We start from the raw sequence: 21,236 nt of genomic DNA, 5'->3' as shown, positions 1-21,236 counted from the left end.
GTATTTTCAAGTTTAATTTACTTACAATGAACCAATGACTAAAAACTATCCCATCAAAAATGGCAAAGTTGCTATCTTGTTCCACGAGGGAATTCTCGGTTCTTTCGGCAAAACAGGTTTAGCATTTTTGCGCTACAGCGAAGCACAAATTGTAGCAGTAATAGACCGCCAGTGTGCCGGACAATCTTTACCTGAATTAACTGGCATTCCTCAACAAGTACCGATAGTTGCTTCCGTTGCAGAAGCACTGCAATTTGCGCCGGATATTCTGCTAATTGGTATCGCTCCTTCCGGCGGTGTTTTGCCTGCGGAATGGCTGCCAGAAATTAATCAAGCGGTAGCAGCAGGTTTGTCTGTTGTCAACGGTTTGCACGCGAAACTTGCACCTTTGATAACAGTTCCCTTAACCGAAAATCAATGGATTTGGGACGTGCGTCAGGAACCGAAATCGATCGGTGCGATCGCCTCTGCCGCCGCCGCTAAATTAAGCTGTCGCCGCGTGTTAACCGTCGGCACAGATATGAGCGTCGGCAAAATGTCAACAAGCCTGGAACTCAATCGCATTTGCTTGCAGCGGGGTTTGCGTTCCAAATTTTTAGCAACCGGACAAACGGGTTTAATGATAGGAAATGAAGGCCTTCCTTTGGATGCAGTGCGAGTTGATTTCGCGGCTGGTGCTGTCGAACAAATGGTGATAAAATTGGGTTCTGAATGCGATATTCTGCACGTAGAAGGGCAAGGTTCGCTATTGCATCCGGGTTCGACGGCGACTCTGCCGCTGTTGCGGGGTTCGCAGCCAACTCACTTAATTTTAGCGCACCGAGCCGGACAAACTAGCATTCGCAATCACCCGCACGTATCGATTCCTAAGTTATCAAAAGTGGTCGAATTGTACGAAATGTTAGCTGCTGCTGCGGGTGCTTTTTCAGGGGAAAAAGTGAGCGCGATCGCCCTCAACACTCATCACTTAAATGAGGCAGATGCGCTGTTAGCAATAGCTGAACTTCAGGCAGAAACGGGATTGCCTTGTACCGATGCAGTAAGGTTTGGCGCGGAGGTTTTGTGGGAGGCGATCGACAGTTAATGTAACAATTTGATCGGCTTTGTGAATGATAGTTTTTTTGATTAACCGCAGAGGACGCAGAGGACGCAGAGAAAGAGAAGATAAGAGAGAGAGAATAGAAAGTGTTAATTTTTATTCGGAAGCGTTATATGCTAGTACACCGTATGCACTCCACAGCTAAAAAAGTAAGTTTATAGGCGTGGGAGTGCGTATTTTATATTTCAGAAACCGGGTTTTTGCGTCCAAGACTGGTTATAATAAATACTCACAAAGCGCTGGTAGAGTTTACAAGTACAATACAAATGATTGATAATTCTTGTTCATTACCGTCTGAATGCGCCATCCGCCCGGCCTGTGCTCAAGACATCAAATCAATTAGAATGTTAGTGTGGAGCGCCAAACTCGATCCAACTCAGTTGCGCTGGGAGCAATTCTGGGTCATCGAATGCGAGGGAAAATTGGCAGCTTGCGGACAGTTGCGGAACTTTGCGGGCGCGCAAGAATTGGGCAGTTTGGTGGTGGCGAAAGATTGGCGCGATCGAGGTTTGGGCACTTACCTCACAAAATATTTAATTCAACAAGCTACAGAACCGCTATATTTAGAATGTTTGGGAAAGCGGCTCGCATCATTTTATACTCGCTTTGGCTTCGTAGAAGTTTCCGTACAAGAATGGCCGCAGTCGCTTAAATTCAAGTTCGGTTTGTCTCAATTAGCTAAAACTTTATTCAAAATTCCTGTAACAATTATGCAGTATCAAGCAGGTTGTCTATAATTATGACTTTTATGAATTTAAGATTCTGAATTTATGAATGGATTTTAAGTTCGACCTGTTCAATAATTGGATAACAGGGTGCGATCGAGCTGCATCGATCAAAAACTCCTACCGCCTCCTGATATCTGCGTAAGTCTCGATCGCCTATTTTCTATGTCTAAATAGGTAGGTACAAATCAACATCGCATGGGGAGGGCGGGTGAGTGCCCTGGTAAAGTGCCTCATATCATAGATCCGCTTACGGGTCCCTAATGGCGCACAGGGTGTCAGAAACCGGGTTTTTAGGGGTTTGGTGCGTAAGTCACGGACTAGATATGTATGGATATTCCGGATTTGGCGATCGAGACGGCGTAAGTTCATAATTCACTGTTTGCGGTAGTCCACTTGGCTAAATTGGCACAGCTACCAGCCTGATAGGTAGGCAGAAACCTTTGCAAAATCGTTGTTTGCAGGTTTAAAAGTGTCCTGTGCCAGTACCAGACTCGGAAAGTGGACTGGCGATCGCACCAAAGATATTCGACTCCTGGCACATTAGTAAGTGTAAAGCAAGTGAGTCACAACCCAATCAAAAAACTCAACCCAAAAATTCAACCCAAAAATCACAGATATTCACAGCAGCAGTAATGCGGAATCAGCCAATCTCTAATGTAGCTAACAACATCTAGCCTTAAGGCAAATCCCACCAACTGCTCAACCATGAAATCCTTAATTCAATACCTCGGAATTACTGGATTTAGAATCCCCGCAACCGCTTCTCAAATCCCCTCAACATTTCAAAATTTCTTGGCTTTTTATCCTGATAAAACCACGAAAGGCAAGAACAATGAAATATCAAGGCAATCAATCTTAACCGAGGAAATGCAGCCTCTCAAATAGCATAAACAGACAATTACACATCCACATATTTTAACACAACAGGAGTAAATATCATGTTCAACGTAGTAAAAGCTTTCGGCTCGATTTTCTCTACCCAAGGATACAGCGGCGCTAACAATATGCTCATCAAAAATTACGTCAACACCAATTTTAACTATTTCAACGAAGAAGCAGTCGTCGATGAATCGATTTACCCGAATCAAACAGGTCGCGTCCGCTTCCAAGGTAGCTGGTGGCCCGCACGTTGCGATCGCCAAATCACCCTAACACCGGGAGACACCGTTTATGTCATCGGCGTTGACAACATCACTCTGTTAGTTTCCCTCGCTCCCGCAGACTAAATCAGAGCATCAACGACCTGGTAATCAATTTCAACCAGGAAATGCTACTTTTCAAATAGCTTCAAATAGGCGCTCAAACTTCGATATATATTAATACAAAAGGAGTCAACAAAATGTTTAACGTAGTAAAAGCTTTCGGTTCTATTTTTTCTACTCACACCTACAGTACAGAAAACAATCTCTTAATGGATAACTACATCAACACCAATTTTAACTACTTCAACGAAGAAGCAGTCGTCGATGAATCGATTTACCCGAATCAAACAGGTCGCGTCCGCTTCCAAGGTAGCTGGTGGCCCGCACGGTGCGATGGCCAAATCACCCTCACACCGGGAGACACGGTTTATGTTATCGGCGTTGACAACATCACTCTGTTAGTTTCCCTCGCTCCCGCAAACTAAACTAGAAAGTAATCTCAACTTTTTTACTGTCAGAACCCCGACTTATTCAAGAAGTCGGGGTTCTGACTATTCTGTTTTTTAGTGGCAATTTGGCGATCGCTTCCACTCAACACCTGATGCAAGACAGCAATATCTGCCTCAGTTTATTTGCCAGTAGAAATATGGAAGATCGCGCTACAATAAAATGGCATTTTTGAGAGCTTGTTTGTTTAGGCGATCGCCAAGTTGAGATTCGCTACTTTCTCCGGTGACTGCTGCTTGTTCTGATGCCTTTTTTCGCTTGTCGGTTTCGGCCCTCGGCAACGACAAATTTTTCTCAATCTACTCGTTTAGCATTTAGCTTTTATCTATTTCACTCTCCTCATCTTTCTGCAACGCAGCCAAGATTTGAAACCACAGCCGGAGCAGAAAGAGCAGAAATCCTGCTTGGGGATTGAGCCAGGTGGCAACACCCACTACGGTAAACTCGATTACTTTGAGCCATTTCTTTTTGTTGGATTTAGACATGAGAATCACCTTGTTTTAATGCTTAAATCCATTGGAACAATTAGAATTGAGAGTTATTTAAACTGACTTGACTGACTTAGGCTGATTTAACCTGAATTAGGCTGGCTTCGGACTAAAAAAGTAGCTAAACTATCTGTGTAGCCTTTTCTCGTTTGCTCGTAATGCCCTTTCCTCATGACTTCTTGACCGAAATCGCTCGCACGAAAAAGCTGACTGACCTAGAGATAGCTGTATTTTTGCTGCTATTTGGTCAAAATAAAAATAAGGTGCAAATTGCCATTGAGCTTGATACAACTGAAAGCGTTATTAGTACCCGACTAACAGGGGTTTACACAAAGTTTGGAATCAACGATCGGGGTCCTGTTAAAGAAAGGGAGTTACGGCGCTATTTAGAGGAGCTGCAGAAACGTAAACCAGCGAGTTCACTGTCAAATCTGCCTGCGGAGAGCGTCAAAGATCCTGTTGATGCGTTGGTTCAGCAGGTGCGATCGCGCCTCCACGATGACATCCAACGGTTGCACGGCACCATGCCGCTTTGGGGGGTCGATCGTTGCGTGCCGTTGGGTGACTTGTTTGTGGATGTCAATCTTCTGGAGGAACTCAGTAGTAGTCGTAAATCGGAATTGGATGACTTGTGGCAGCACTTCAGCCAAAATCCCAGCTACCGCAGTTTGGATCGCATTGGTTTGGGCAAACAGCTAAAACGGGTATCAGGTTTAGAGGTGCTGGCAAAGAATGCGAACCTGATGGTGGTAGGCAAACCGGGTTCGGGAAAGACTACGTATTTGCAGCGAGTGGTGATGGAGTGCAACGCAGGTAATTTACAAGCGCACCGGATTCCGGTTTTGATTAAACTGCGAGATTTTGTCGAGGATGGGCGTGAGGTTGCCTACTCGCTAGAGCGTTATCTAGAGGGATGCTGGCGGTTGTCGGACCCAGAAGCTCAATCGATACTCGATCGAGGTCGGGCGCTGGTGCTGCTGGATGGGTTGGATGAAGTGACGGGAGAAGATGGGAAGAACATCGTCAAGGAAATCAAGCGGTTTGCTCGCACTTATCCGCAGGTGCAGGTAATTGTGACCTGTCGAACGCAGAGTCAGGAATCGCGGTTTGAGCGGTTTGATTATGTGGAGGTGGCGGATTTTAATGAAACGCAGGCGCGGGCTTTTGCCCAACATTGGTATAAGGCGGTGATGCGGGATGAGTCGGGGGGACTGGCAAAAGCGGAGGAGTTTCTGCGGCTGCTCTTTTTGGAGGAGAATAAGTCGATTCGCGAGTTAGCAATTACGCCGATTTTGCTGAGTTTGACTTGTGCGGTGTTTCACCACAAGGGAAAGTTTTACTCGAAGCGTTCCAAGCTGTATGAAGAGGGGTTGGAGTTGCTGCTGGAGCAGTGGGACAAGTCGCGGGAGATTGAGCGGAATGAGATTTATCGCGATTTGTCAGTGGAGCGAAAGCTAGAATTATTGAGCTTTCTGGCAGTGAAGAAGTTTGAAAAAGAGCAATATGTGCTATTTGAGCAGGCAGAAATAGAGGAGTATATTGCGGAGTTTTTGGGGATTGGGCAGCGGGATAGTCGAGCGGTGTTGAGGGCGATGGAAGCGCAGCATGGATTGTTGATTGAGCGATCGCAAAAAATATGGTCTTTTTCGCATCTAACTTTTCAAGAATATTTAGTCGCTCTAAACTTTAGCTGCAAAGACAAGCGAGGAGAAGGATTGATCGGGTATCTTTATGAAAAAAAATGGGAGCAAGTTATCCTACTGTTTTCTGAAAAGATATTAAATATCGATTATTTTACTCTCTTACTCAAGTTTAGGATTGATAAATCGATCTCCAGTCATGAAAGATTACAGCTTATTCTGAGGTGGGTATATCGAAAGGCTTCAAATACTTCTAGTTGCTATTCAAGAACAACTCTTCGTTGCTTTTATGTCAGCCTACTAACACTTATCAACACCATTGATGAATTAGAATTATTTTGCGATCCACTCTGGTTAATCGATGATTTTTGCCATCTCTTATCAAAATTGGATGACAGGATTGAGCTCTCTGTTTATCACAACTCTGGACAGGGATTGTCGCTGGGTAATTTCTTTGGTTCTCTAGAAGGGGAACCAGCCTTCGATCGAGACCTCTGCCATGCTCGTGCTCATGCTTCGCTCTTAGGGCGTGCTTTACGTTTAGATGACGTTAGGTATGCAGCAGAAAAGAATGACTGGATGTTGAACAAAAATGAGGAGGAGTTTGAGTTTTTTAATCGTCTTGATGATACAAACTTCTACGAACTTGCAGAATCTCTATATAGAGCGATAGAGTTTTGCAATAACAATGGCTGGGAAAACTTAAGCTTGGAGCTATCTCAGCTCTACGAGCAACTTCCTCAAGGTGTTTACAATTGTTGGGAACAATATCAACAATGGCGTAGGGACGATAGTGAAGCTTGGGCAGAGAAACTAAGGAACTTTTCCATAAAATATCGCAATATTGACTATCAATGGGAGCTGACAGAGCACGACTTCGGTGAACTATTTGCCTACATTTATGCAAATAGAATTTTAATTGATTGCCTTCAAGGTAACTCTGAAAAAATTAATAAGCCGTTTGAACAATTTATTATGGAAACTCTTTTGATTCCCTACTCGGAACTTGAAGCTATTATAGCTGATGCGACAAAGGCAATCGCTTAAATCGAATAAAAACGCAAACATGAAAAAGCTGAGTAGGTAATTTGCTGGCAGAGAATTATAACGAGTGCGAGTATAAACGTTAATGCAAATTAACCTGGAATTCCCGATCGCCCGGGGTGAAAAACTGCAACCATTTGGCGCTCGCTTCCCTGAAGCCCTCGATCGCACACTCCAGGAACTCACCCCCCAGAGACGATCGCCAAATCGTCGAACTATTCGATCGCAATAAATCCGACATTCTCTCCCAATCGGAAGCAGTCGAACTCGATCGATACTTGCTGCTAGAACCTTGGGTGCGCTTAGCCAAAGCTCATGCTTACAAACACTTACAGACAGCAGTATGAGTTATGTATCAGCCACTTTGCGTCAGTTAGTGACTCAACGCGCCCGATCGCAATGCGAGTATCGATCGAGAAAACGTTGCTATTATCGATCGCAATAACTTGATCCATACAATATACCTGAAAAAAGAACTTAAATATCCAGCGATACGTTCAGCATCTATTATCTAAATTCGGCAGGGTTTATTTCAATCAACCCTGCCTTGAGTATGCTTAAATAAGTTGAGACACATACTAACCATATTTAAACCAGTGAACTTTCAATCAGTCATTGCCACCTTAAACAAATTCTGGAGCGATCGAGGATGCCTGATCGCCCAATCCTACGACACAGAAAAAGGTGCAGGAACCATGAATCCCCACACCTTTCTCAGAGCAATCGGCCCCGAACCTTGGTCAGTCGCCTACATCGAACCCTGTCGCCGCCCCACCGACGGACGCTACGGCGAAAATCCCAACCGCTTCCAACATTACTATCAATATCAAGTTTTAATTAAACCCTCTCCTCCCAACATCCAAGACATCTATTTAGACTCCCTCAGAGCATTAGGAATTAGCCCAGAAGACCACGACATTCGTTTCGTAGAAGACAACTGGGAATCGCCTACCCTCGGAGCTTGGGGCGTCGGCTGGGAAGTCTGGCTCGACGGCATGGAAATTACCCAATTTACCTACTTTCAACAGTGCGGTAGCATTGACTGTCGCCCCGTCTCCATTGAAATTACCTACGGACTAGAACGCCTAGCAATGTATCTCCAAGAGGTCGATGCGATGACGAAAATTCAGTGGAAAGATGGCATAACTTACGGCGACGTTCACCTGCAAGGAGAAATAGAACAGTGTACTTATAACTTTGAAGCTTCTAATCCAGAATTGCTGTTTACTCTATTTGGATTGTACGAGCAAGAAGCCGAACAATTGACAAAAAAAGGATTGGTTTTGCCGAGTCTTGATTATGTGCTAAAATGTTCTCACACTTTCAATTTGCTCGATGCTAGAGGCGTGATTTCGGTAACGGAAAGAACCCGCTACATTACCAAAATTCGCAATTTGGCGCGGCGAGTTGCTCAGCTTTATTTGGAACAGCGCGAAAAGCTGGGTTTCCCTTTAGAAAAAACTGTAAAAGTTTGAGTTTGAGTTGGATTGTGGGGCGGGCCTCTTGCCTGCCTTAAGAACGGGCATCTTGCCCGTTCCACAAAGAGTGAGTTGGATTGGGGAGTGGGCATCTTGCCTGCCTCAAGAACGGGCAAGATGCCCGTTCCACGAAAGCCATATTTTTAATTAATTAAATGCCTAATTATTCGGAAAATAATACAGAAACAAATCCTCAACTGCGAATTGATAATATTAGTTTAAAAACACCGATCGCCTCAAGTCATTTGTTGGAAAATATATCATTTCAGGTACACCAGGGCGATCGCGTGGCAATTGTTGGCCCTTCAGGTGCCGGCAAAACAACCCTGTTGCGACTGCTAAATCGCCTCAGCAGTCCCACCAGCGGCTCGATTTATCTGGAAAATACAGAATATCGGCAAATACCTGCGATCGAACTCCGCAAACAAATCACCCTCATCCTGCAAGAATCCAAGCTTTTGGGAATGTCGGTGCGAGAAGCATTGGCTTATCCTTTGAAGCTGCGGGGCGTCAATTCATCAAACATTGCTGAGAGAATTAGCGGGGCGATCGAACAACTGCACATACCCCAAGAATGGCTCGATCGCAGCGAATTCCAGCTTTCCACAGGCCAAAAACAGCTCGTGGCGATCGCCCGCGGCATCATCCTGCAACCAAAAATCTTGCTTTTAGACGAGCCAACATCCGCCCTAGACGCAGGAAAAGCCGCCCACCTTTTGCAAGTATTGACGCAGCTAACAAACGGCCAAACCACAATTTTTATGGTAAACCATCAATTAGAATTAGCCGAGCAATTTAGCACGCGAATTCTGCATTTACAGCGGGGAAAGCTCATCGAAGATTTGCCCTCTCATCAAATAAATTGGGTGCAACTGCGGCAAAATTTAATTCAAGCCGAAGCAGAAGCCCAACAAGAATGGTGAACAAGCTAAAAAATATTTTCTGCGACTAGATACGCGGTGGAAATCCCAGAACCTTTTTCTAAAGTTGCGCCTAAAGCTGCTTGAATCTCTGAGAGAGATGCGATTGCACTTGTATTGGCTTGGTTTAACCTCTGCTTGCGTAATTAATTTGGATGTTTTAACCGCAGAGGGCGCAGAGGGCGCAGAGAAAGAGAAGAGTAAGAGGGAAAGAGAGAAGTTTACAAATTGCTGAGGATTGCTAGAGATACAGTCAGATATTAGCTTTGGGAATGTTGTTTAATGTTGGTCTTTGTGCTTTTACGCTAAATCGCTACTGCGGAATTAAACCCATTTTTTGATAAAGTGGTCGGACTAAGTTTTTTAAAGCTGGCAACTGTTTGGTAAAAACTATGGAGCCTAAAACACAAATTATACCTCCAATGATGACTGTATTGGGAGCGCCGATATAATTTGCCAATCCGCCAGCAACTAAATTCCCAAACGGTGTCACTCCAAAAAATGCCATCGTGTATATGCTCATCACTCTTCCCCGTTTGTCGTCTTCCACAATTGTTTGCAAAAATGTGTTCCCGCCTGCAAATTGCAAAATGAAACCAAACCCCACAAACAACATCATGATTAATGACAGCCACAAGACACGGGACAAACCAAAACCTATTAGTCCGAATCCCATAATGGCCGGTGACATCGCAATCAATTTGCCGAGGCCAACTACACTTTTGCGCGAAATCAAATAAATCGCGCCCGCGAAGGCGCCAACTCCCGAAGATGCCATCAAAAAGCCGAGGGTTTGTGCGTCGCCTTGCAGAATTTTGGTGGCAAAAATTGGGACTAATACTGTGTGGGACATTCCGGCAAAACTTACTAATGCTAATAGCAGTAAAATTGCTCGAATCGGGGGAAACCCGAAGGCATAAACGAATCCTTCTTTTAATCTTTGTAAGGGTTTGGTATTAGTTGCGGCAATTTTACGGGCTTTGATCTGCATCGCTAATAAGCCCGCAATTACAGCAATGTAGCTGAGTCCGTCAATAAGAAAACAATAACTTGCGCCGACTGTAGCTATCAGCAAACCTGCAATTGCTGGGCCAATTAACCTGGCTCCGTTGAACATGGAAGCGTTGAGGGCGATCGCATTTGCTAAATCTTCTTTCTTTTCTACAAGTTCCGGCACAAAAGCTTGCCGTGCCGGCGCGTCAAAGGCGTTAATGGCGCCTTGAAAGAAACTCAGTACCAAAATATGCCAAATGTTCACCACTCCTGTTAGCGCTAAAAATGCTAGCCCTAAGGATTGAACCATTGCTAATATTTGAGTGGCAATTATCACTCGGTGGCGGTTCCAGCGATCGATTAAAACTCCTGCAAAAGGCAGTAAAATTAAGGTGGGTATTTGACTTGTAAATCCCACCACGCCGAGCATCCAAGGTGAATCGCTCAAATTGTAGACAAGCCAAACAGTAGCGACTTGTGTCATCCAATTGCCAATTAGGGAGATGCCTTGTCCTGCAAAAAACAGGCGATAATTTCTCGATCGCAACGCTGGAGGAATTTGTATTGTTTTGATTTTTGCTAGTAGATTCATGCGAGAGTACGGCTAGAGCAATCCTATTTGATTGGTAAACATTTTGTAGGGGTAGCGCCTTTGGGCCTACCCCCAATTAGCCAAGGGCAACCATCGAGGGACTGCCCCTAGACTCATTATTACGAATCATTGAGAATTGCGATATGAGCCGAAAGTTCTATTTTACAACTCCCGAAAACCCGGATTTGAGTATTGTTAAATTTTGGCCCCCAGCAAAAAGATCGCAACAGTTAAATTTTTCTGTCGCGATCGCTTGACTAACAAGAAATTCCTTCCCCAAATCCTTCCCTCAATTAATGCTCAACAGCCAAGTACCGAGGTAACGCAGCAAGGGAACGTCGCCGGGAGTGCGGATGCGGACGTTGAAATGGTACATTCCGCCGGGAGATGGGTTTCTGACGTTGGAGAGTACAACCTCAACATTGTTGCCGGCGGCAATTGGTTCTTTGGGATAAATTTCTATGAATCGATTTTCTTTGTCCCAGATTACTTCTTGCAATTCTATTGTTTTGTCTTTGACGCGCACTTTAATGTCTTTTTGGTCAAATTCGCCTTTGTAGTAGTCTGGATAGGATATGTTGAGTTGGGCGATCGCCAAACTTACTTTTTTGGAAGGAATTCGCAGCCGATATCTATCGCCACTCATCCCGGCTGTACCGTAATCCAAGCGATAGCTTAATTGGTTGGCGCGATCGGGGCCGCCGAAAATCGTGAATCCTGGCATGGACTGGGCTAAACTGATGGCGGGTAATCCAGCCACCAAGCAACCTGTAACCGCTAGTGCTGAAAATAATCGTCGCATAACAACTCCTCTAATTAAACTCTTGGTGAACCTTAAATATTGCTCGCCGGAAATTTGCGATCGTGCCTACAATATATCGAATGTCTCAGCAATTTGATGAGGGCGAGCGACCGCGGGCTGAGGTCACTTTTTTTTGCGTAATTTTTGCGTAATACTGATAACAGACATTCAAACTACAGAAGTAGGCGACATAAAATTATATCATAATCGGTGGCAAACTTAACAATTTAGCGAATTTGAATGTATAAGATAAGTTAAAGATACGGGTCGAATTTGGGCGATCGGCTTTAGTATCAACGAGAGAAGTTTAGGGGAACGGCTGCTTCCATGTAAAGCAAGGTATCGGGCGATTAAAAATCGCACTTCAAGAAACCTGCGGAGGCAGGTTTTGTCTGTGTAGGCGCGGTTTCAACCGTCCTAAGAAGGCTTAAATAAGGAGAGTGTATGAAATTAGCGATCGCAAAAGAAATAGCAGCAGGGGAACGCCGGGTGGCTTTAGTACCCGACGCTGTAGCCCGATTAGTCAAACAGGGCGTCGAAGTTTGGGTTGAGGCAGGTGCCGGCGCACAATCCTTTTTCTCGGATCTTGCTTACGAAGAAGCGGGAGCTCAGGTTGTCGCCGATACCGCTAGGCTGTGGGGCGAAGCCGATGTCGTCGTGAAAATCGGGACCCTGCAAGAATCAGAAGTTCATCAACTCCGGGAAGGAGGCGTTTTCATCGGATTTTTGAATCCTCTGGGAGATCCAGCTTTAGTGCAGCGTTTAGCCGATCGCAAAGTAACGGCATTCAGCATGGAAATGATCCCGCGCACCAGCCGTGCTCAAAGCATGGATGCACTGTCATCTCAGGGCAACGTCGCGGGTTACAAAGCGGTACTGATCGCAGCCGCAGCTTTGCCAAAGTATTTTCCGATGCTGACAACGGCGGCGGGTACAATTCGCCCCGCGAAAATATTGGTAATGGGTGTGGGCGTTGCTGGCTTGCAGGCGATCGCCACGGCGCGCCGTTTGGGTGCGGTAGTCGAAGCCTTCGACATCCGCCCAGAAACAAAAGAACAAGTGCAAAGTTTGGGCGCTAAATTCCTTGATGTTGAACTCAAGGAAGAAACCGTCGCCGCCGGAGGCTACGCTAAAGAATTATCAGAAGCCGCCAAAGAATACACCCGCCAAGTGCTCACCCAACACGTCAGCGCTTCCGATGCAGTGATTACAACGGCTCAGGTTCCTGGCAGAAAAGCACCTATTTTAGTTACTAGAGAAATGGTTTCTCAAATGAAGCCCGGATCGGTAATTGTTGACCTCGCGGCCGAACAAGGCGGCAATTGCGAATGTTCTGAAGCGGGGAAAGATGTTGAATGGAACGGCGTTAATGTCATCGGCCCAATTAATGTGCCCTCGTCGATGCCTGTCCATGCTAGCGAAACTTACTCGAAGAATATCTCGGCTTTAGTTCAGTTGATGGTGAAAGATAAGGAACTCAATTTGAATTTTGAAGACGATATCATTGCTGGTGCTTGCGTCGCCCGCGACGGTGAAATTAGCAACCAGCGAGTTCGCGATGCTTTGGCAGCTCAGGCTTCAGCCGTCAGTTAGATTCTCGATTGTTAATAAGCTCTTCAAGGGCGGGCAGGATGCCCACCCCACAAGAAAATTAACTTTTTGTGGAACAGTCATCTTGCCTGTTATTGAGAATAGTGCAAGATGTGAGACGCAACCGGGAACGAGTTATTTCCAATTACCAATTACCAAGTGTTATGGCAGAAGGATTGATTGCAGGTTTAGTGGTGTTTACTCTAGCGTCGTTTGTGGGATTTGAAGTAATTAATAAAGTCCCGCCGACGCTGCACACACCTTTGATGTCGGGATCGAATGCGATTTCGGGAATTGCGGTTTTAGGTGCAATTCTGATTTCTGGCCAAGGCAATGTGACTGTTACTTCGATTTTGGGGACGATCGCGATCGCCCTGGCCACAATTAACGTTGTCGGCGGTTTCTTAGTAACCGATCGAATGCTGCAAATGTTCAAGAAAAAAGAGGTTAAAGCGTGAGCGATTTTTTGCCCAGTGGCATTCAACTAGGTTATTTAGTTGCCGCATCTTTGTTTATTATCGGTTTGAAACAGTTGGGATCTCCTGCAACTGCCCGTCAAGGAAATGTGTTAGCTGCGATCGGGATGTTAATTGCGATCGTCGGTACTTTGCTGGAAAAGCAAGTAGTCAGCTACGAATTGATTGCTGTCGGAATTATCGTCGGTTCCATTTTGGGAACGATTATGGCGAATACCGTGGCGATGACGGATATGCCGCAGATGGTGGGTTTGCTTAACGGTTTCGGGGGCGCGGCTTCTGCACTCGTTGCTGTGGGCGAATTCTGGCGCTATCTCAGCATCCCGGAATCGCCAACTCCAGACGCGACAATCACGATCCTTTTGGGTGTGTTGATTGGCGGAATTACTTTCACTGGTAGCCTTGTGGCGTTTGCGAAACTGCAAGAATTGCTGCCTGGTGCGCCCATGACGTTTCCGCTGCAACAGCCGTTTAATGCCATGCTGGCGATCGCACTTTTAGTCGGCAGCGGTTATATGCTGTTTAACCCGGAGAATGTGCCGGTATTCCTGGCTTTGGTGGCGATTTCCAATATTTTGGGCATCATGTTTGTGCTCCCGATTGGCGGTGGCGATATGCCGGTGGTGGTGTCGCTGCTTAACTCTTATTCGGGGATTGCGGCGAGTGTGGCTGGGTTCATTTTGATGAACAATATGCTGATTATCGCTGGTGCATTGGTGGGCGCGTCGGGGATTATTTTGACGCAAATCATGTGCAAGGCGATGAATCGATCGCTTGGTAGTGTGCTGTTTAGCGCCTTTGGTAGCGGTGGCGCTAGTGCTGGGGCTGCTGCTGGGGCTGCTGGTGGTGCGATCGACAAAACTGTTCGCAGCATCAATCTCGAAGAAAGTGCGATGATGTTGGGTTATGCGCGATCGGTTGTAATTATTCCGGGTTACGGAATGGCTGTAGCGCAAGCACAGCACGCCGTGCGCGAGTTAGCCGACGGTTTGGAAAAAATGGGTGTTGACGTGAAATACGCGATTCACCCGGTGGCTGGGCGGATGCCGGGGCACATGAATGTGCTGTTGGCGGAAGCAAATGTTCCTTATCCGCAGTTGTACGATATGGACGATATCAATCCGCAGTTTGACGAAACTGATGTGGCTTTGGTAATCGGGGCGAATGATGTGGTGAATCCGGCGGCGCGTCACGATACGGCGAGCCCGATTTACGGGATGCCGATTTTGGAGGTTGATAAAGCTAAGCATACGATCGTGATTAAGCGCGGGATGAGTGCTGGTTTTTCCGGTGTAGATAATGAGTTGTTCTACAAGGATAAGACGATGATGTTGTTTGGTAGCGCTAAGGATGTGGTTGCCAAATTGGTTTCTGAGGTGAAGCAATTGTAGGATTTTGCAACCGCTGATGAAGGCGGATTAACGCGGATTAACGCAGATAATTAAACCCGGTTTTTTGGATAAACCGGGTTTTTTGTTTTGATTTGGTTGTGAGTTTGTTTTGGGGGCGATCGCTTTATGCGATGATAGCTTGGTTCAAATAGTCGCTGGAGATGGGTGTATGTGAAAAGCCTTGTTCTCTGGCTTTTTGAAACCAGTGCTCTGCTTGAGTGCGATCGGCTGCTACAGCATCAGCACCGCCGCAAATATAAATTCCTGCTAAGTTGTTTGAGGCAACACCATAGCCTTGCTCAGCGGATTTGATGTACCATTTAATTGCTTCTAATATCATCATTTCTCGACCTAATCCTAAATGGTACATACTGGCAATTATGCACTGCGCTTCATGATTTCCTTGTTCTGCTAGCGGTTTTAACAATGTAAATGCTTGGGTCTAATCTTGGGTATTAAAAGTGGCTATACCTTTTTCTAATTCAGACATCAACAGTCATTAATAAATTCCATATACTATAATATCATCAAACGAATTCCGGAAACATTTTCCTGGACAGGCAAAAAATACTCCTAGAGCCGATTTTACCGACAGAAGAAGAAACAATCGCTATCAAGTTGTTGGATAAAATGCTATTTCTCAAGTTATAAAATGGTGATTATGAGACATTCAAAGTAAAACTTGTGGAAGTTGGCGGGGAAGCAATCGCACTTCCTGAATCGCTCTATCAATTGTTGTGTCAAGCTGCACATTTAATGGCGGCTGGTAAAGCAGTATCTTTAGTGCCAATTGAGCAAGATATGACTGTTGAAGAAGCTGCAAGTGTGTTGAATGTGTCCCCAGAATTTGTGGGAAAATTGCTCGATGATGGGGAAATTGCCTATGGAAAAGTAGGAAACCAGCGGCGGATTAGTTTGGCAGGTGCGATCGCAGATAAACAGCAGCGTACTATTAAGCGCCGTGAAATTCTCAAGGAATTAGCTCAGTTTAGCCAGGAAGAGGAATTGCATGAGACTAGAGTATACAGCTAGGAGATTGATTTCTTATCCTGTTGTTTTGGATTCCTGCGTGATATTCCTATGTATTTGCGCGATACGCTACTGAGAGATTTTCCGCCAGATTCTTTAAATCCTTGGGTCATTACGGCTCAGATACTTGTGTTGATTGACAAATATAGAGTTTAGGATTATAATGTAGGAGAGTTAATAAACACCTTGGATAGACAAGGCGGTAATCCCGAAACCGTTAGGGGGGTGTGAAGCTTAAAGCGTAGCGCTAAAAGGAAAAGGAATACCCTTGCTCTAAATCAGTAGAGTTACAAATATATATATCTAAATTTTATTAATCAAACAAACTTTTTTTTATTAATCAAACAAACTTTTTTTTATGGAACTTTTTAACGACCTGCATTCTATTGAGAAAATTAGACAAGAGTATAATATCGGAGGTGGTAGAAATATCGCTTTTGCAGTATTCCAAATTGGGAATGACTCTGGCCAACTAATAGGAATCAGCGGCAAATCAACCCGTCCAGGAACGGTGGAGTTACCTACGCACCCCTTTTTTAAAACCTTTCCTGTTCCCGATGGGCATTCGCGAGCCTATGACAGTGAATATAAGCTGCTTGAGGAGCTAGCCTCTCGATATGGCCAGATGCCAAATATTGAAGGAACGGTCGATTTATATACAGAGCGTCCACCTTGTGATTCTTGTAGTTCGGTCATTAAGCAGTTTGGTCGGCTGTTTCCAAACATTCTGCTGACTGTGAATCATGGAGGACAGCGTGATAAGGTACTTAGGGAGTTGGCTTTCTAATGCTCCGGCAATAGCCATTCGCGCATATACAAATGAAACCCGTCGGCGGGTTTCACAATCCTTTTTAAAAGAGTTAATAGCCATGTATCTAGATCAAGTCAAAGAAAGGCTCAAAGAACTAAAATTGGTGAGTTCGGATGAACTGGTGGCCTGTACTTACCCTGAAATTACAGAGCTTGAGAAGAAGTTAAAATTCTCGCTGCCCGAAGCCTATAAAGAGTTTCTCCTCTGGATGGGGAAGAGTGCTGGTCAAGTCTTGCAGGGGTCGGACTGTTTTTTTGAACACCTACCTTATTTAAAAGAGTGGGCTGTCGAACTCTTAGAAGAAAATCACTTTCCCAATGCTCTGCCAGAAGATGCGTTTGTTTTCTTTATGCACCAGGGTTATCAATTTAGCTTTTTTAGACTTTCTGAAGGAGATGATCCACCCACTTACTCCTACTGTGAAGGGACAAACCAAACCTCTTTCACTAGAAGTCATAATAGATTCAGTGAATTTATGGCGACAGAGATAGAGCTGCACGCCAAGTATTTGACGGCTTTTGCTAGTTAGGAAGTATGTAGAGGTGAAAAAAGCCGATCGCACTTATGACTATACAAGAATTAGAAACTAAAATCTCAACCTTAAATCTGGCTGATAAAGCTAAACTAATCAGCATCCTAACTCAAACTTTAACCAACGGTTCTCTAGGCATTAAAAAAACTCCTGGTGTGTGCGGAGGCGATGGTTGTATCGGTAATACTCGCATACCAGTTTGGGTACTGGTGGGTTATCGCCGTCTCGGATGCAGCGATGCGGAACTTTTTAAGTGCTATCCCCATTTGACTGCGGCTGATTTAGTCAACGCTTGGGCTTATGCTGATGCTTACCCAGACGAAATTGAACAAGCAATTAGAGAAAATGATTGAGATAGCAAACTATGACACTGAAAGAATTAGAAAAACAACTCCTTGCATTAACTCCCGCTGAAAAAACTCAGGCAATACAGCTATTAGTCCAAAGTTTAAGCAATACTTGGCAAGGAATAGAAAAAACTCCCGGCGTGTGTGGTGGTAGGGCTTGTATTGCGGGGACTCGTATCCCTGTTTGGGTAATGGTTGAAGCTCGTCGTATAGGATATAGTGAAGCCGATTTGCTAGAAAATTATCCCACTATTAGTGCGGCGGATCTGGCAAATACCTGGGCTTATGCGGATGCCTATCCTGATGAAATTGAACTGGCCATCAGAGAAAATGAGGAAGCCTAAAACATGGCGCGTTTATATTCAGATGAGCAATACCCAATAGCTGTTGTCAGAATTCTGCGAACTCTCGGTCACGATGTTTTAACTGTTCAAGAAGCAGGAAATGCTGGACTTAAAATTCCTGACGATCGAGTGTTAGAATTTGCAACGAGTGATGCTCGATCGGTGTTAACACTCAATCGGCAAGATTTCATCCGGCTGCATCGCATCCAACCTAATCATTCTGGTATTATTACCTGCACTAACGATCGCAACTGGGAAAGCTTGGCATCACGTATTGATGAAGCTATTTTTGCTGAAGAAACATTGACTGGCAAATTGATTCGGGTAATACGTCCCCAAAGCTGAAAAAAAGCCCCTCACCCTTCCCGACCTCACAACCTTATAATTAAATCCCCCATTGCTCCAAATATTAGGTAGAATTATTGGCGTGTCTGAGGATAAACTATATGCGCTGGGTTCGATATATTGCGATCGCGATCGTCAATGGTTTCGGTGTCGTCATCGGTATTATTTGGGTTGCAGTCCCCACAACAGTGGCTCAACCTTCCCTAAACTACCAACTCGCACTCTCTGCGCGACAGCCAGAGGCCGAAACTCCGCAATCCCTTTCCGAACTCTACAAATTGCGCGATCGCCTGAAAGTACAATTAGATAACCTTGCCAAAACTTCCGACAGCGCCCCGTTTCCTGCAGAACTTTGGAAATCAGCAATCCACCGCCAGCAATCCCAAACTCTGACGCAGCAACTCCAAAACGTTCAAATTCAGATTCAAAGAGAAGAAATCGCTAAAAATAATTGGGACCAAGCTGCTAAATTAGCCGCCCAAGCAGCCGAAATTGGACGCACTTCTAATCCTTCTTCTGCTACTTGGGAACAGTCCCAGCGGTTGTGGCAGTGGGCTATCGATACGCTGCGACTGATTCCTCACGGTTCTTTTTTGACCGATCGCGCGATCGACAAAACCATCGAATACCAAGGAAACCTCAGTGTCGCTACCTATGAAATGCAAGTTGCACGTTCTATTGAGAAAGTTAGAGCCGAGGAAGAAGAGATAAGAGAGCGAGGCCGCAAAGAGCAAGAGAAAAAAGAATTTGCTCGTCGAGAAATAGAGAGAAAAGAGCAAGAGAAAAAAGACCGGGCTAGAAAAGAACTAGAAAGGCAAGAATTCCAAAGGCAAGAATTAGCCCGTAAAGAACTAGAAAGGCAAGAAGCAGCCAGAAAAGAACTTGAAAGGCAAGAGTTTGAAAAGCAAGAATTAGCCCGTAAAGAACTAGAAAGGCAAGAGTTTGAAAAGCAAGAATTAGCCCGTAAAGAACTGGAAAGGCAAGAAGCAGCCAGAAAAGAACTGGAAAGGCAAGAACTTGAAAAGCAAGAGTTAGCCCGAGAAGAACTGGAAAGACAAGAACTTGAAAAGCAAGAGTTAGCCCGACAAGAACTTGAAAGGCAAGAGTTAGCCCGACAAGAATTAGCCAGACAAGAACTTGAAAGGCAAGAACTAGAGAGAAATCAGCAAGCAACTTCTCAACCAGCTCCTGAATCAACTGCAACACCAACTCCGGCCCCAGTTACGCCTGCTGCGTCGCCGCCGAACTTTTTCTTTGCTGGAGATACCAACAGAGATGGCCAAATTAACGACCAAGACGAAGCCGGAAAAGAACAATGGTCTTTGTCCAAGGGCGCGCTAATTTTATTTAACGATCGCAATAACGATCGCGGCAAGATACCGACTTGGAAACAAACAAAAGTTAGCGCTCCCCGCCGTGCAGCAATGCTTTCTCAAGTTAACTTAACACTGTCTGAAAACTTCAAAACCTCTCAGTTATTTATCACGGCTGACAGCATTGCTAGCCCTCACATCAGCGTTTTTCAGAAGACGGGCGACGGCTGGCAACCGGTAGATATATCCGGTGCTAAACCTCTAGTTTTCAGCACGAATATTGTTTTAGGCGTCGAAGCCAAACAATTTGCCGATCGCAATTGGAACGGCACTGTTAATCTCAAAGCAACTGCCCAAAACAACGGTCAAGAAATCGCCTCCACAACAATCCAAATGGGCGTTAGTCCTTGGATGATAGCGCCCAATACAGCACCAGTAACCGAAGTTCAGGTTAGCGACAGAGGCTCGGTAAACAGCGAATTTATCTCGCAACTCAAACAAGCAGTTGAACCCACGGGCGCTAAAGTAAAAATTCTCCAGGGCGATCGCACTTGGATGCAAGATAACCAGAAAAACGGCTACGTTCAATTGCCAGAAAAATCGGATCTACGCCAGTTTAATGTCGCCCTAAAAAGCAATAGCGAGCCAGAGAAAAACCCGCCTGTTAAATCAACTCAAGACCGGGATTTGAAAGTATTTAAAATTGGCAATCCTCGTTCTTTAGACCCTGTAAGTCAGTGGTCTGACGGATACGGCAATTTGCAGGTGACACCGCCGATTCCCGGACACCCAATGGGTCGAGTTTATTACGGGAATTCGGGAAATGCTAGTTTTAATCCAGAGGTACTTGATTTTATTCAAGCTCAGCGAATTCAAGGGCCGCCAGTGGATATTGATACTTCTTGGCTTTTGACTCGCCAAGTCGATGAAATTATCAATTTCATTCCTACTCAAACTCCCGGACGATATGTAATGGCGATCGCCAGTCCAGAAGCCGGAGTTAAGCTGTTGGAAGAATTGGAGGGAAGAGGTTACGGCGATGTTAGGATCAATCGTGGTTTGAGCACTCAAACAACTGTCAGCGCCGCTTTGAAAAATCGCGCTTTAATTCAACACAATCTCTATTTACAACAGCAGAAACTTAATCCGATTATAGAGAAGTTGAAAAGAGAGTTTTTACTCGGAGACGACCAAATTATTCAAGTTCCGGTGATGTTTGGCTACAGCGGTTATGCTTGGTGGCCTAATATGGTCAATTCGGTGCCAGTTAACGGCAAGTTGTTAGTTTCAAATCCGCGCGGGCCAATGATTGACGGTGTAGATTACACTCAGGAAAGATTGCGCCAACTTCTGCTTCCTGCTGGCGTCAGCGTTAGTTTTCTGGATGACAGGTATTATCAAGAATTGAAAGGAAACGTGCAGTCAGCGACGAATACTGTGAGGAAGCCAGAAGAGCGGCCTTTTTGGCAGTCTTTGCCTAATAATTTAGCCCGGTATTAAATTGCGATCGCAATTTGTACTCAATATTTACGGAAAATGGATGGGTAAATTGCGATCGCCCCAGCAGATAGATTTCTCGATAAACACGGACGGCAATTTGTCAAGAGCATTGCCGTAGTTGTTCA

23 protein-coding genes are annotated in these 21,236 nt (G+C 45.1%); 18 read left to right on the top strand and 5 right to left on the bottom strand.

Annotated features, from left to right (window positions below; all coding sequences use genetic code 11):
* Positions 1-34 precede the first annotated feature (34 nt).
* From QUA42_RS07595 to QUA42_RS07580, 4 genes are all read left to right on the top strand, one after another.
* Entirely contained in the window at positions 35-1,084 is a 1,050-nt protein-coding gene (locus tag QUA42_RS07595) for a DUF1611 domain-containing protein (protein ID WP_333136528.1), read from the top strand.
* A 281-nt stretch (positions 1,085-1,365) separates the two neighbouring features.
* Positions 1,366-1,836: a GNAT family N-acetyltransferase gene (locus QUA42_RS07590; RefSeq protein ID WP_333136526.1), complete on the top strand. Its 471-nt coding sequence runs from the start codon at positions 1,366-1,368 to the stop codon at positions 1,834-1,836.
* A 929-nt stretch (positions 1,837-2,765) separates the two neighbouring features.
* Positions 2,766-3,053 (top strand): NfeD family protein, encoded by a 288-nt coding sequence (locus tag QUA42_RS07585; RefSeq protein WP_333035279.1) that lies wholly within the window; start codon positions 2,766-2,768, stop codon positions 3,051-3,053.
* Between the two features lie 113 nt (positions 3,054-3,166).
* Complete coding sequence (locus QUA42_RS07580; RefSeq protein WP_333136524.1) at positions 3,167-3,454, top strand: NfeD family protein; 288 nt, start codon at positions 3,167-3,169, stop codon at positions 3,452-3,454.
* A 174-nt stretch (positions 3,455-3,628) separates the two neighbouring features.
* Here the strand turns inward: QUA42_RS07580 and QUA42_RS07575 are convergent, their stop codons facing one another.
* A complete protein-coding gene (locus QUA42_RS07575) occupies positions 3,629-3,763 on the bottom strand; it encodes a hypothetical protein (RefSeq protein ID WP_333136522.1) in 135 nt (44 codons plus the stop codon).
* Between the two features lie 27 nt (positions 3,764-3,790).
* Positions 3,791-3,961, bottom strand: coding sequence for a hypothetical protein (locus QUA42_RS07570; RefSeq protein WP_333136520.1), 171 nt, complete (start codon positions 3,959-3,961; stop codon positions 3,791-3,793).
* A gap of 161 nt (positions 3,962-4,122) precedes the next feature.
* Here QUA42_RS07570 and QUA42_RS07565 point away from each other — a divergent pair, with 161 nt between their 5' ends.
* The 4 genes from QUA42_RS07565 (at position 4,123) to QUA42_RS07550 (ending at position 9,049) form a co-directional block, all read left to right on the top strand.
* Positions 4,123-6,651, top strand: a complete 2,529-nt coding sequence (locus tag QUA42_RS07565; RefSeq protein WP_333136518.1) for an NACHT domain-containing protein — start codon at positions 4,123-4,125, stop codon at positions 6,649-6,651.
* 116 nt (positions 6,652-6,767) lie between these two features.
* The gene (locus QUA42_RS07560) at positions 6,768-6,995 is read left to right on the top strand and encodes a hypothetical protein (RefSeq protein ID WP_333136516.1); all 228 of its coding nucleotides are present in this window, start codon (positions 6,768-6,770) and stop codon (positions 6,993-6,995) included.
* A 249-nt stretch (positions 6,996-7,244) separates the two neighbouring features.
* Positions 7,245-8,123, top strand: coding sequence for a glycine--tRNA ligase subunit alpha (gene glyQ / locus QUA42_RS07555; protein ID WP_333136514.1), 879 nt, complete (start codon positions 7,245-7,247; stop codon positions 8,121-8,123).
* Positions 8,124-8,281: 158 nt separating this feature from the next.
* A complete protein-coding gene (locus QUA42_RS07550; RefSeq protein WP_333136512.1) occupies positions 8,282-9,049 on the top strand; it encodes an ATP-binding cassette domain-containing protein in 768 nt (255 codons plus the stop codon).
* 310 nt (positions 9,050-9,359) lie between these two features.
* On the opposite strand, the gene QUA42_RS07545 is transcribed toward QUA42_RS07550, so the two are convergent.
* Positions 9,360-10,631, bottom strand: coding sequence for an MFS transporter (locus QUA42_RS07545; protein WP_333136510.1), 1,272 nt, complete (start codon positions 10,629-10,631; stop codon positions 9,360-9,362).
* A 289-nt stretch (positions 10,632-10,920) separates the two neighbouring features.
* Positions 10,921-11,433: a DUF2808 domain-containing protein gene (locus QUA42_RS07540; protein ID WP_015174749.1), complete on the bottom strand. Its 513-nt coding sequence runs from the start codon at positions 11,431-11,433 to the stop codon at positions 10,921-10,923.
* A 444-nt stretch (positions 11,434-11,877) separates the two neighbouring features.
* Here QUA42_RS07540 and QUA42_RS07535 point away from each other — a divergent pair, with 444 nt between their 5' ends.
* The 3 genes from QUA42_RS07535 to QUA42_RS07525 all read left to right on the top strand — a co-directional run bounded on the left by QUA42_RS07535 (position 11,878) and on the right by QUA42_RS07525 (position 14,890).
* Positions 11,878-13,026 (top strand): Re/Si-specific NAD(P)(+) transhydrogenase subunit alpha, encoded by a 1,149-nt coding sequence (locus tag QUA42_RS07535; RefSeq protein WP_333136508.1) that lies wholly within the window; start codon positions 11,878-11,880, stop codon positions 13,024-13,026.
* A 161-nt stretch (positions 13,027-13,187) separates the two neighbouring features.
* The gene (locus QUA42_RS07530; protein WP_006633295.1) at positions 13,188-13,481 is read left to right on the top strand and encodes an NAD(P) transhydrogenase subunit alpha; all 294 of its coding nucleotides are present in this window, start codon (positions 13,188-13,190) and stop codon (positions 13,479-13,481) included.
* On the top strand, positions 13,478-14,890 hold the full coding sequence (locus tag QUA42_RS07525) for an NAD(P)(+) transhydrogenase (Re/Si-specific) subunit beta (RefSeq protein WP_333136506.1): 1,413 nt from the start codon (positions 13,478-13,480) through the stop codon (positions 14,888-14,890). Before QUA42_RS07530 ends, QUA42_RS07525 begins: the two co-directional genes overlap by 4 nt.
* Before the next feature lie 124 nt (positions 14,891-15,014).
* On the opposite strand, the gene QUA42_RS07520 is transcribed toward QUA42_RS07525, so the two are convergent.
* Positions 15,015-15,317: a tetratricopeptide repeat protein gene (locus tag QUA42_RS07520; RefSeq protein ID WP_333136504.1), complete on the bottom strand. Its 303-nt coding sequence runs from the start codon at positions 15,315-15,317 to the stop codon at positions 15,015-15,017.
* Positions 15,318-15,574: 257 nt separating this feature from the next.
* Here QUA42_RS07520 and QUA42_RS07515 point away from each other — a divergent pair, with 257 nt between their 5' ends.
* From QUA42_RS07515 to QUA42_RS07485, 7 genes are all read left to right on the top strand, one after another.
* A complete protein-coding gene (locus QUA42_RS07515) occupies positions 15,575-15,922 on the top strand; it encodes an excisionase family DNA-binding protein (RefSeq protein ID WP_333136502.1) in 348 nt (115 codons plus the stop codon).
* 355 nt (positions 15,923-16,277) lie between these two features.
* Positions 16,278-16,706 (top strand): deaminase domain-containing protein, encoded by a 429-nt coding sequence (locus tag QUA42_RS07510; RefSeq protein WP_333136500.1) that lies wholly within the window; start codon positions 16,278-16,280, stop codon positions 16,704-16,706.
* Between the two features lie 82 nt (positions 16,707-16,788).
* Positions 16,789-17,259 carry an SMI1/KNR4 family protein gene (locus tag QUA42_RS07505; protein WP_333136498.1) on the top strand — a complete coding sequence of 157 codons (471 nt, stop codon included), beginning with the start codon at positions 16,789-16,791 and terminating at the stop codon, positions 17,257-17,259.
* A gap of 35 nt (positions 17,260-17,294) precedes the next feature.
* A complete protein-coding gene (locus QUA42_RS07500; RefSeq protein WP_333136496.1) occupies positions 17,295-17,615 on the top strand; it encodes a DUF433 domain-containing protein in 321 nt (106 codons plus the stop codon).
* A gap of 11 nt (positions 17,616-17,626) precedes the next feature.
* Entirely contained in the window at positions 17,627-17,953 is a 327-nt protein-coding gene (locus QUA42_RS07495; RefSeq protein WP_333136494.1) for a DUF433 domain-containing protein, read from the top strand.
* Between the two features lie 3 nt (positions 17,954-17,956).
* Positions 17,957-18,298, top strand: a complete 342-nt coding sequence (locus tag QUA42_RS07490; RefSeq protein WP_333136492.1) for a DUF5615 family PIN-like protein — start codon at positions 17,957-17,959, stop codon at positions 18,296-18,298.
* Between the two features lie 101 nt (positions 18,299-18,399).
* The gene (locus tag QUA42_RS07485) at positions 18,400-21,111 is read left to right on the top strand and encodes a protein-arginine deiminase family protein (protein WP_333136490.1); all 2,712 of its coding nucleotides are present in this window, start codon (positions 18,400-18,402) and stop codon (positions 21,109-21,111) included.
* Positions 21,112-21,236 lie beyond the last annotated feature (125 nt).

The sequence above is a fragment of the Microcoleus sp. Pol11C2 genome (assembly GCF_036701505.1).
GTDB lineage: Bacteria > Cyanobacteriota > Cyanobacteriia > Cyanobacteriales > Microcoleaceae > Microcoleus.
This window is presented reverse-complemented; position numbering and strand designations above follow the sequence as displayed.

Excerpts from the sequence above, each read along its gene's own strand:
- QUA42_RS07595 (WP_333136528.1), top strand. The coding sequence starts at position 35 with ATGACTAAAAACTATCCCATCAAAAATGGCAAAGTTGCTATCTTGTTC.
- QUA42_RS07495 (WP_333136494.1), top strand. The coding sequence starts at position 17,627 with ATGACACTGAAAGAATTAGAAAAACAACTCCTTGCATTAACTCCCGCT.
- QUA42_RS07570 (WP_333136520.1), bottom strand. The coding sequence starts at position 3,961 with ATGTCTAAATCCAACAAAAAGAAATGGCTCAAAGTAATCGAGTTTACC.
- QUA42_RS07580 (WP_333136524.1), top strand. The coding sequence starts at position 3,167 with ATGTTTAACGTAGTAAAAGCTTTCGGTTCTATTTTTTCTACTCACACC.
- QUA42_RS07500 (WP_333136496.1), top strand. The coding sequence starts at position 17,295 with ATGACTATACAAGAATTAGAAACTAAAATCTCAACCTTAAATCTGGCT.
- QUA42_RS07565 (WP_333136518.1), top strand. The coding sequence starts at position 4,123 with ATGCCCTTTCCTCATGACTTCTTGACCGAAATCGCTCGCACGAAAAAG.
- QUA42_RS07510 (WP_333136500.1), top strand. The coding sequence starts at position 16,278 with ATGGAACTTTTTAACGACCTGCATTCTATTGAGAAAATTAGACAAGAG.
- QUA42_RS07490 (WP_333136492.1), top strand. The coding sequence starts at position 17,957 with ATGGCGCGTTTATATTCAGATGAGCAATACCCAATAGCTGTTGTCAGA.
- QUA42_RS07540 (WP_015174749.1), bottom strand. The coding sequence starts at position 11,433 with ATGCGACGATTATTTTCAGCACTAGCGGTTACAGGTTGCTTGGTGGCT.
- QUA42_RS07505 (WP_333136498.1), top strand. The coding sequence starts at position 16,789 with ATGTATCTAGATCAAGTCAAAGAAAGGCTCAAAGAACTAAAATTGGTG.
- QUA42_RS07590 (WP_333136526.1), top strand. The coding sequence starts at position 1,366 with ATGATTGATAATTCTTGTTCATTACCGTCTGAATGCGCCATCCGCCCG.
- QUA42_RS07535 (WP_333136508.1), top strand. The coding sequence starts at position 11,878 with ATGAAATTAGCGATCGCAAAAGAAATAGCAGCAGGGGAACGCCGGGTG.
- QUA42_RS07545 (WP_333136510.1), bottom strand. The coding sequence starts at position 10,631 with ATGAATCTACTAGCAAAAATCAAAACAATACAAATTCCTCCAGCGTTG.
- QUA42_RS07585 (WP_333035279.1), top strand. The coding sequence starts at position 2,766 with ATGTTCAACGTAGTAAAAGCTTTCGGCTCGATTTTCTCTACCCAAGGA.
- QUA42_RS07530 (WP_006633295.1), top strand. The coding sequence starts at position 13,188 with ATGGCAGAAGGATTGATTGCAGGTTTAGTGGTGTTTACTCTAGCGTCG.
- QUA42_RS07550 (WP_333136512.1), top strand. The coding sequence starts at position 8,282 with ATGCCTAATTATTCGGAAAATAATACAGAAACAAATCCTCAACTGCGA.
- QUA42_RS07485 (WP_333136490.1), top strand. The coding sequence starts at position 18,400 with ATGCGCTGGGTTCGATATATTGCGATCGCGATCGTCAATGGTTTCGGT.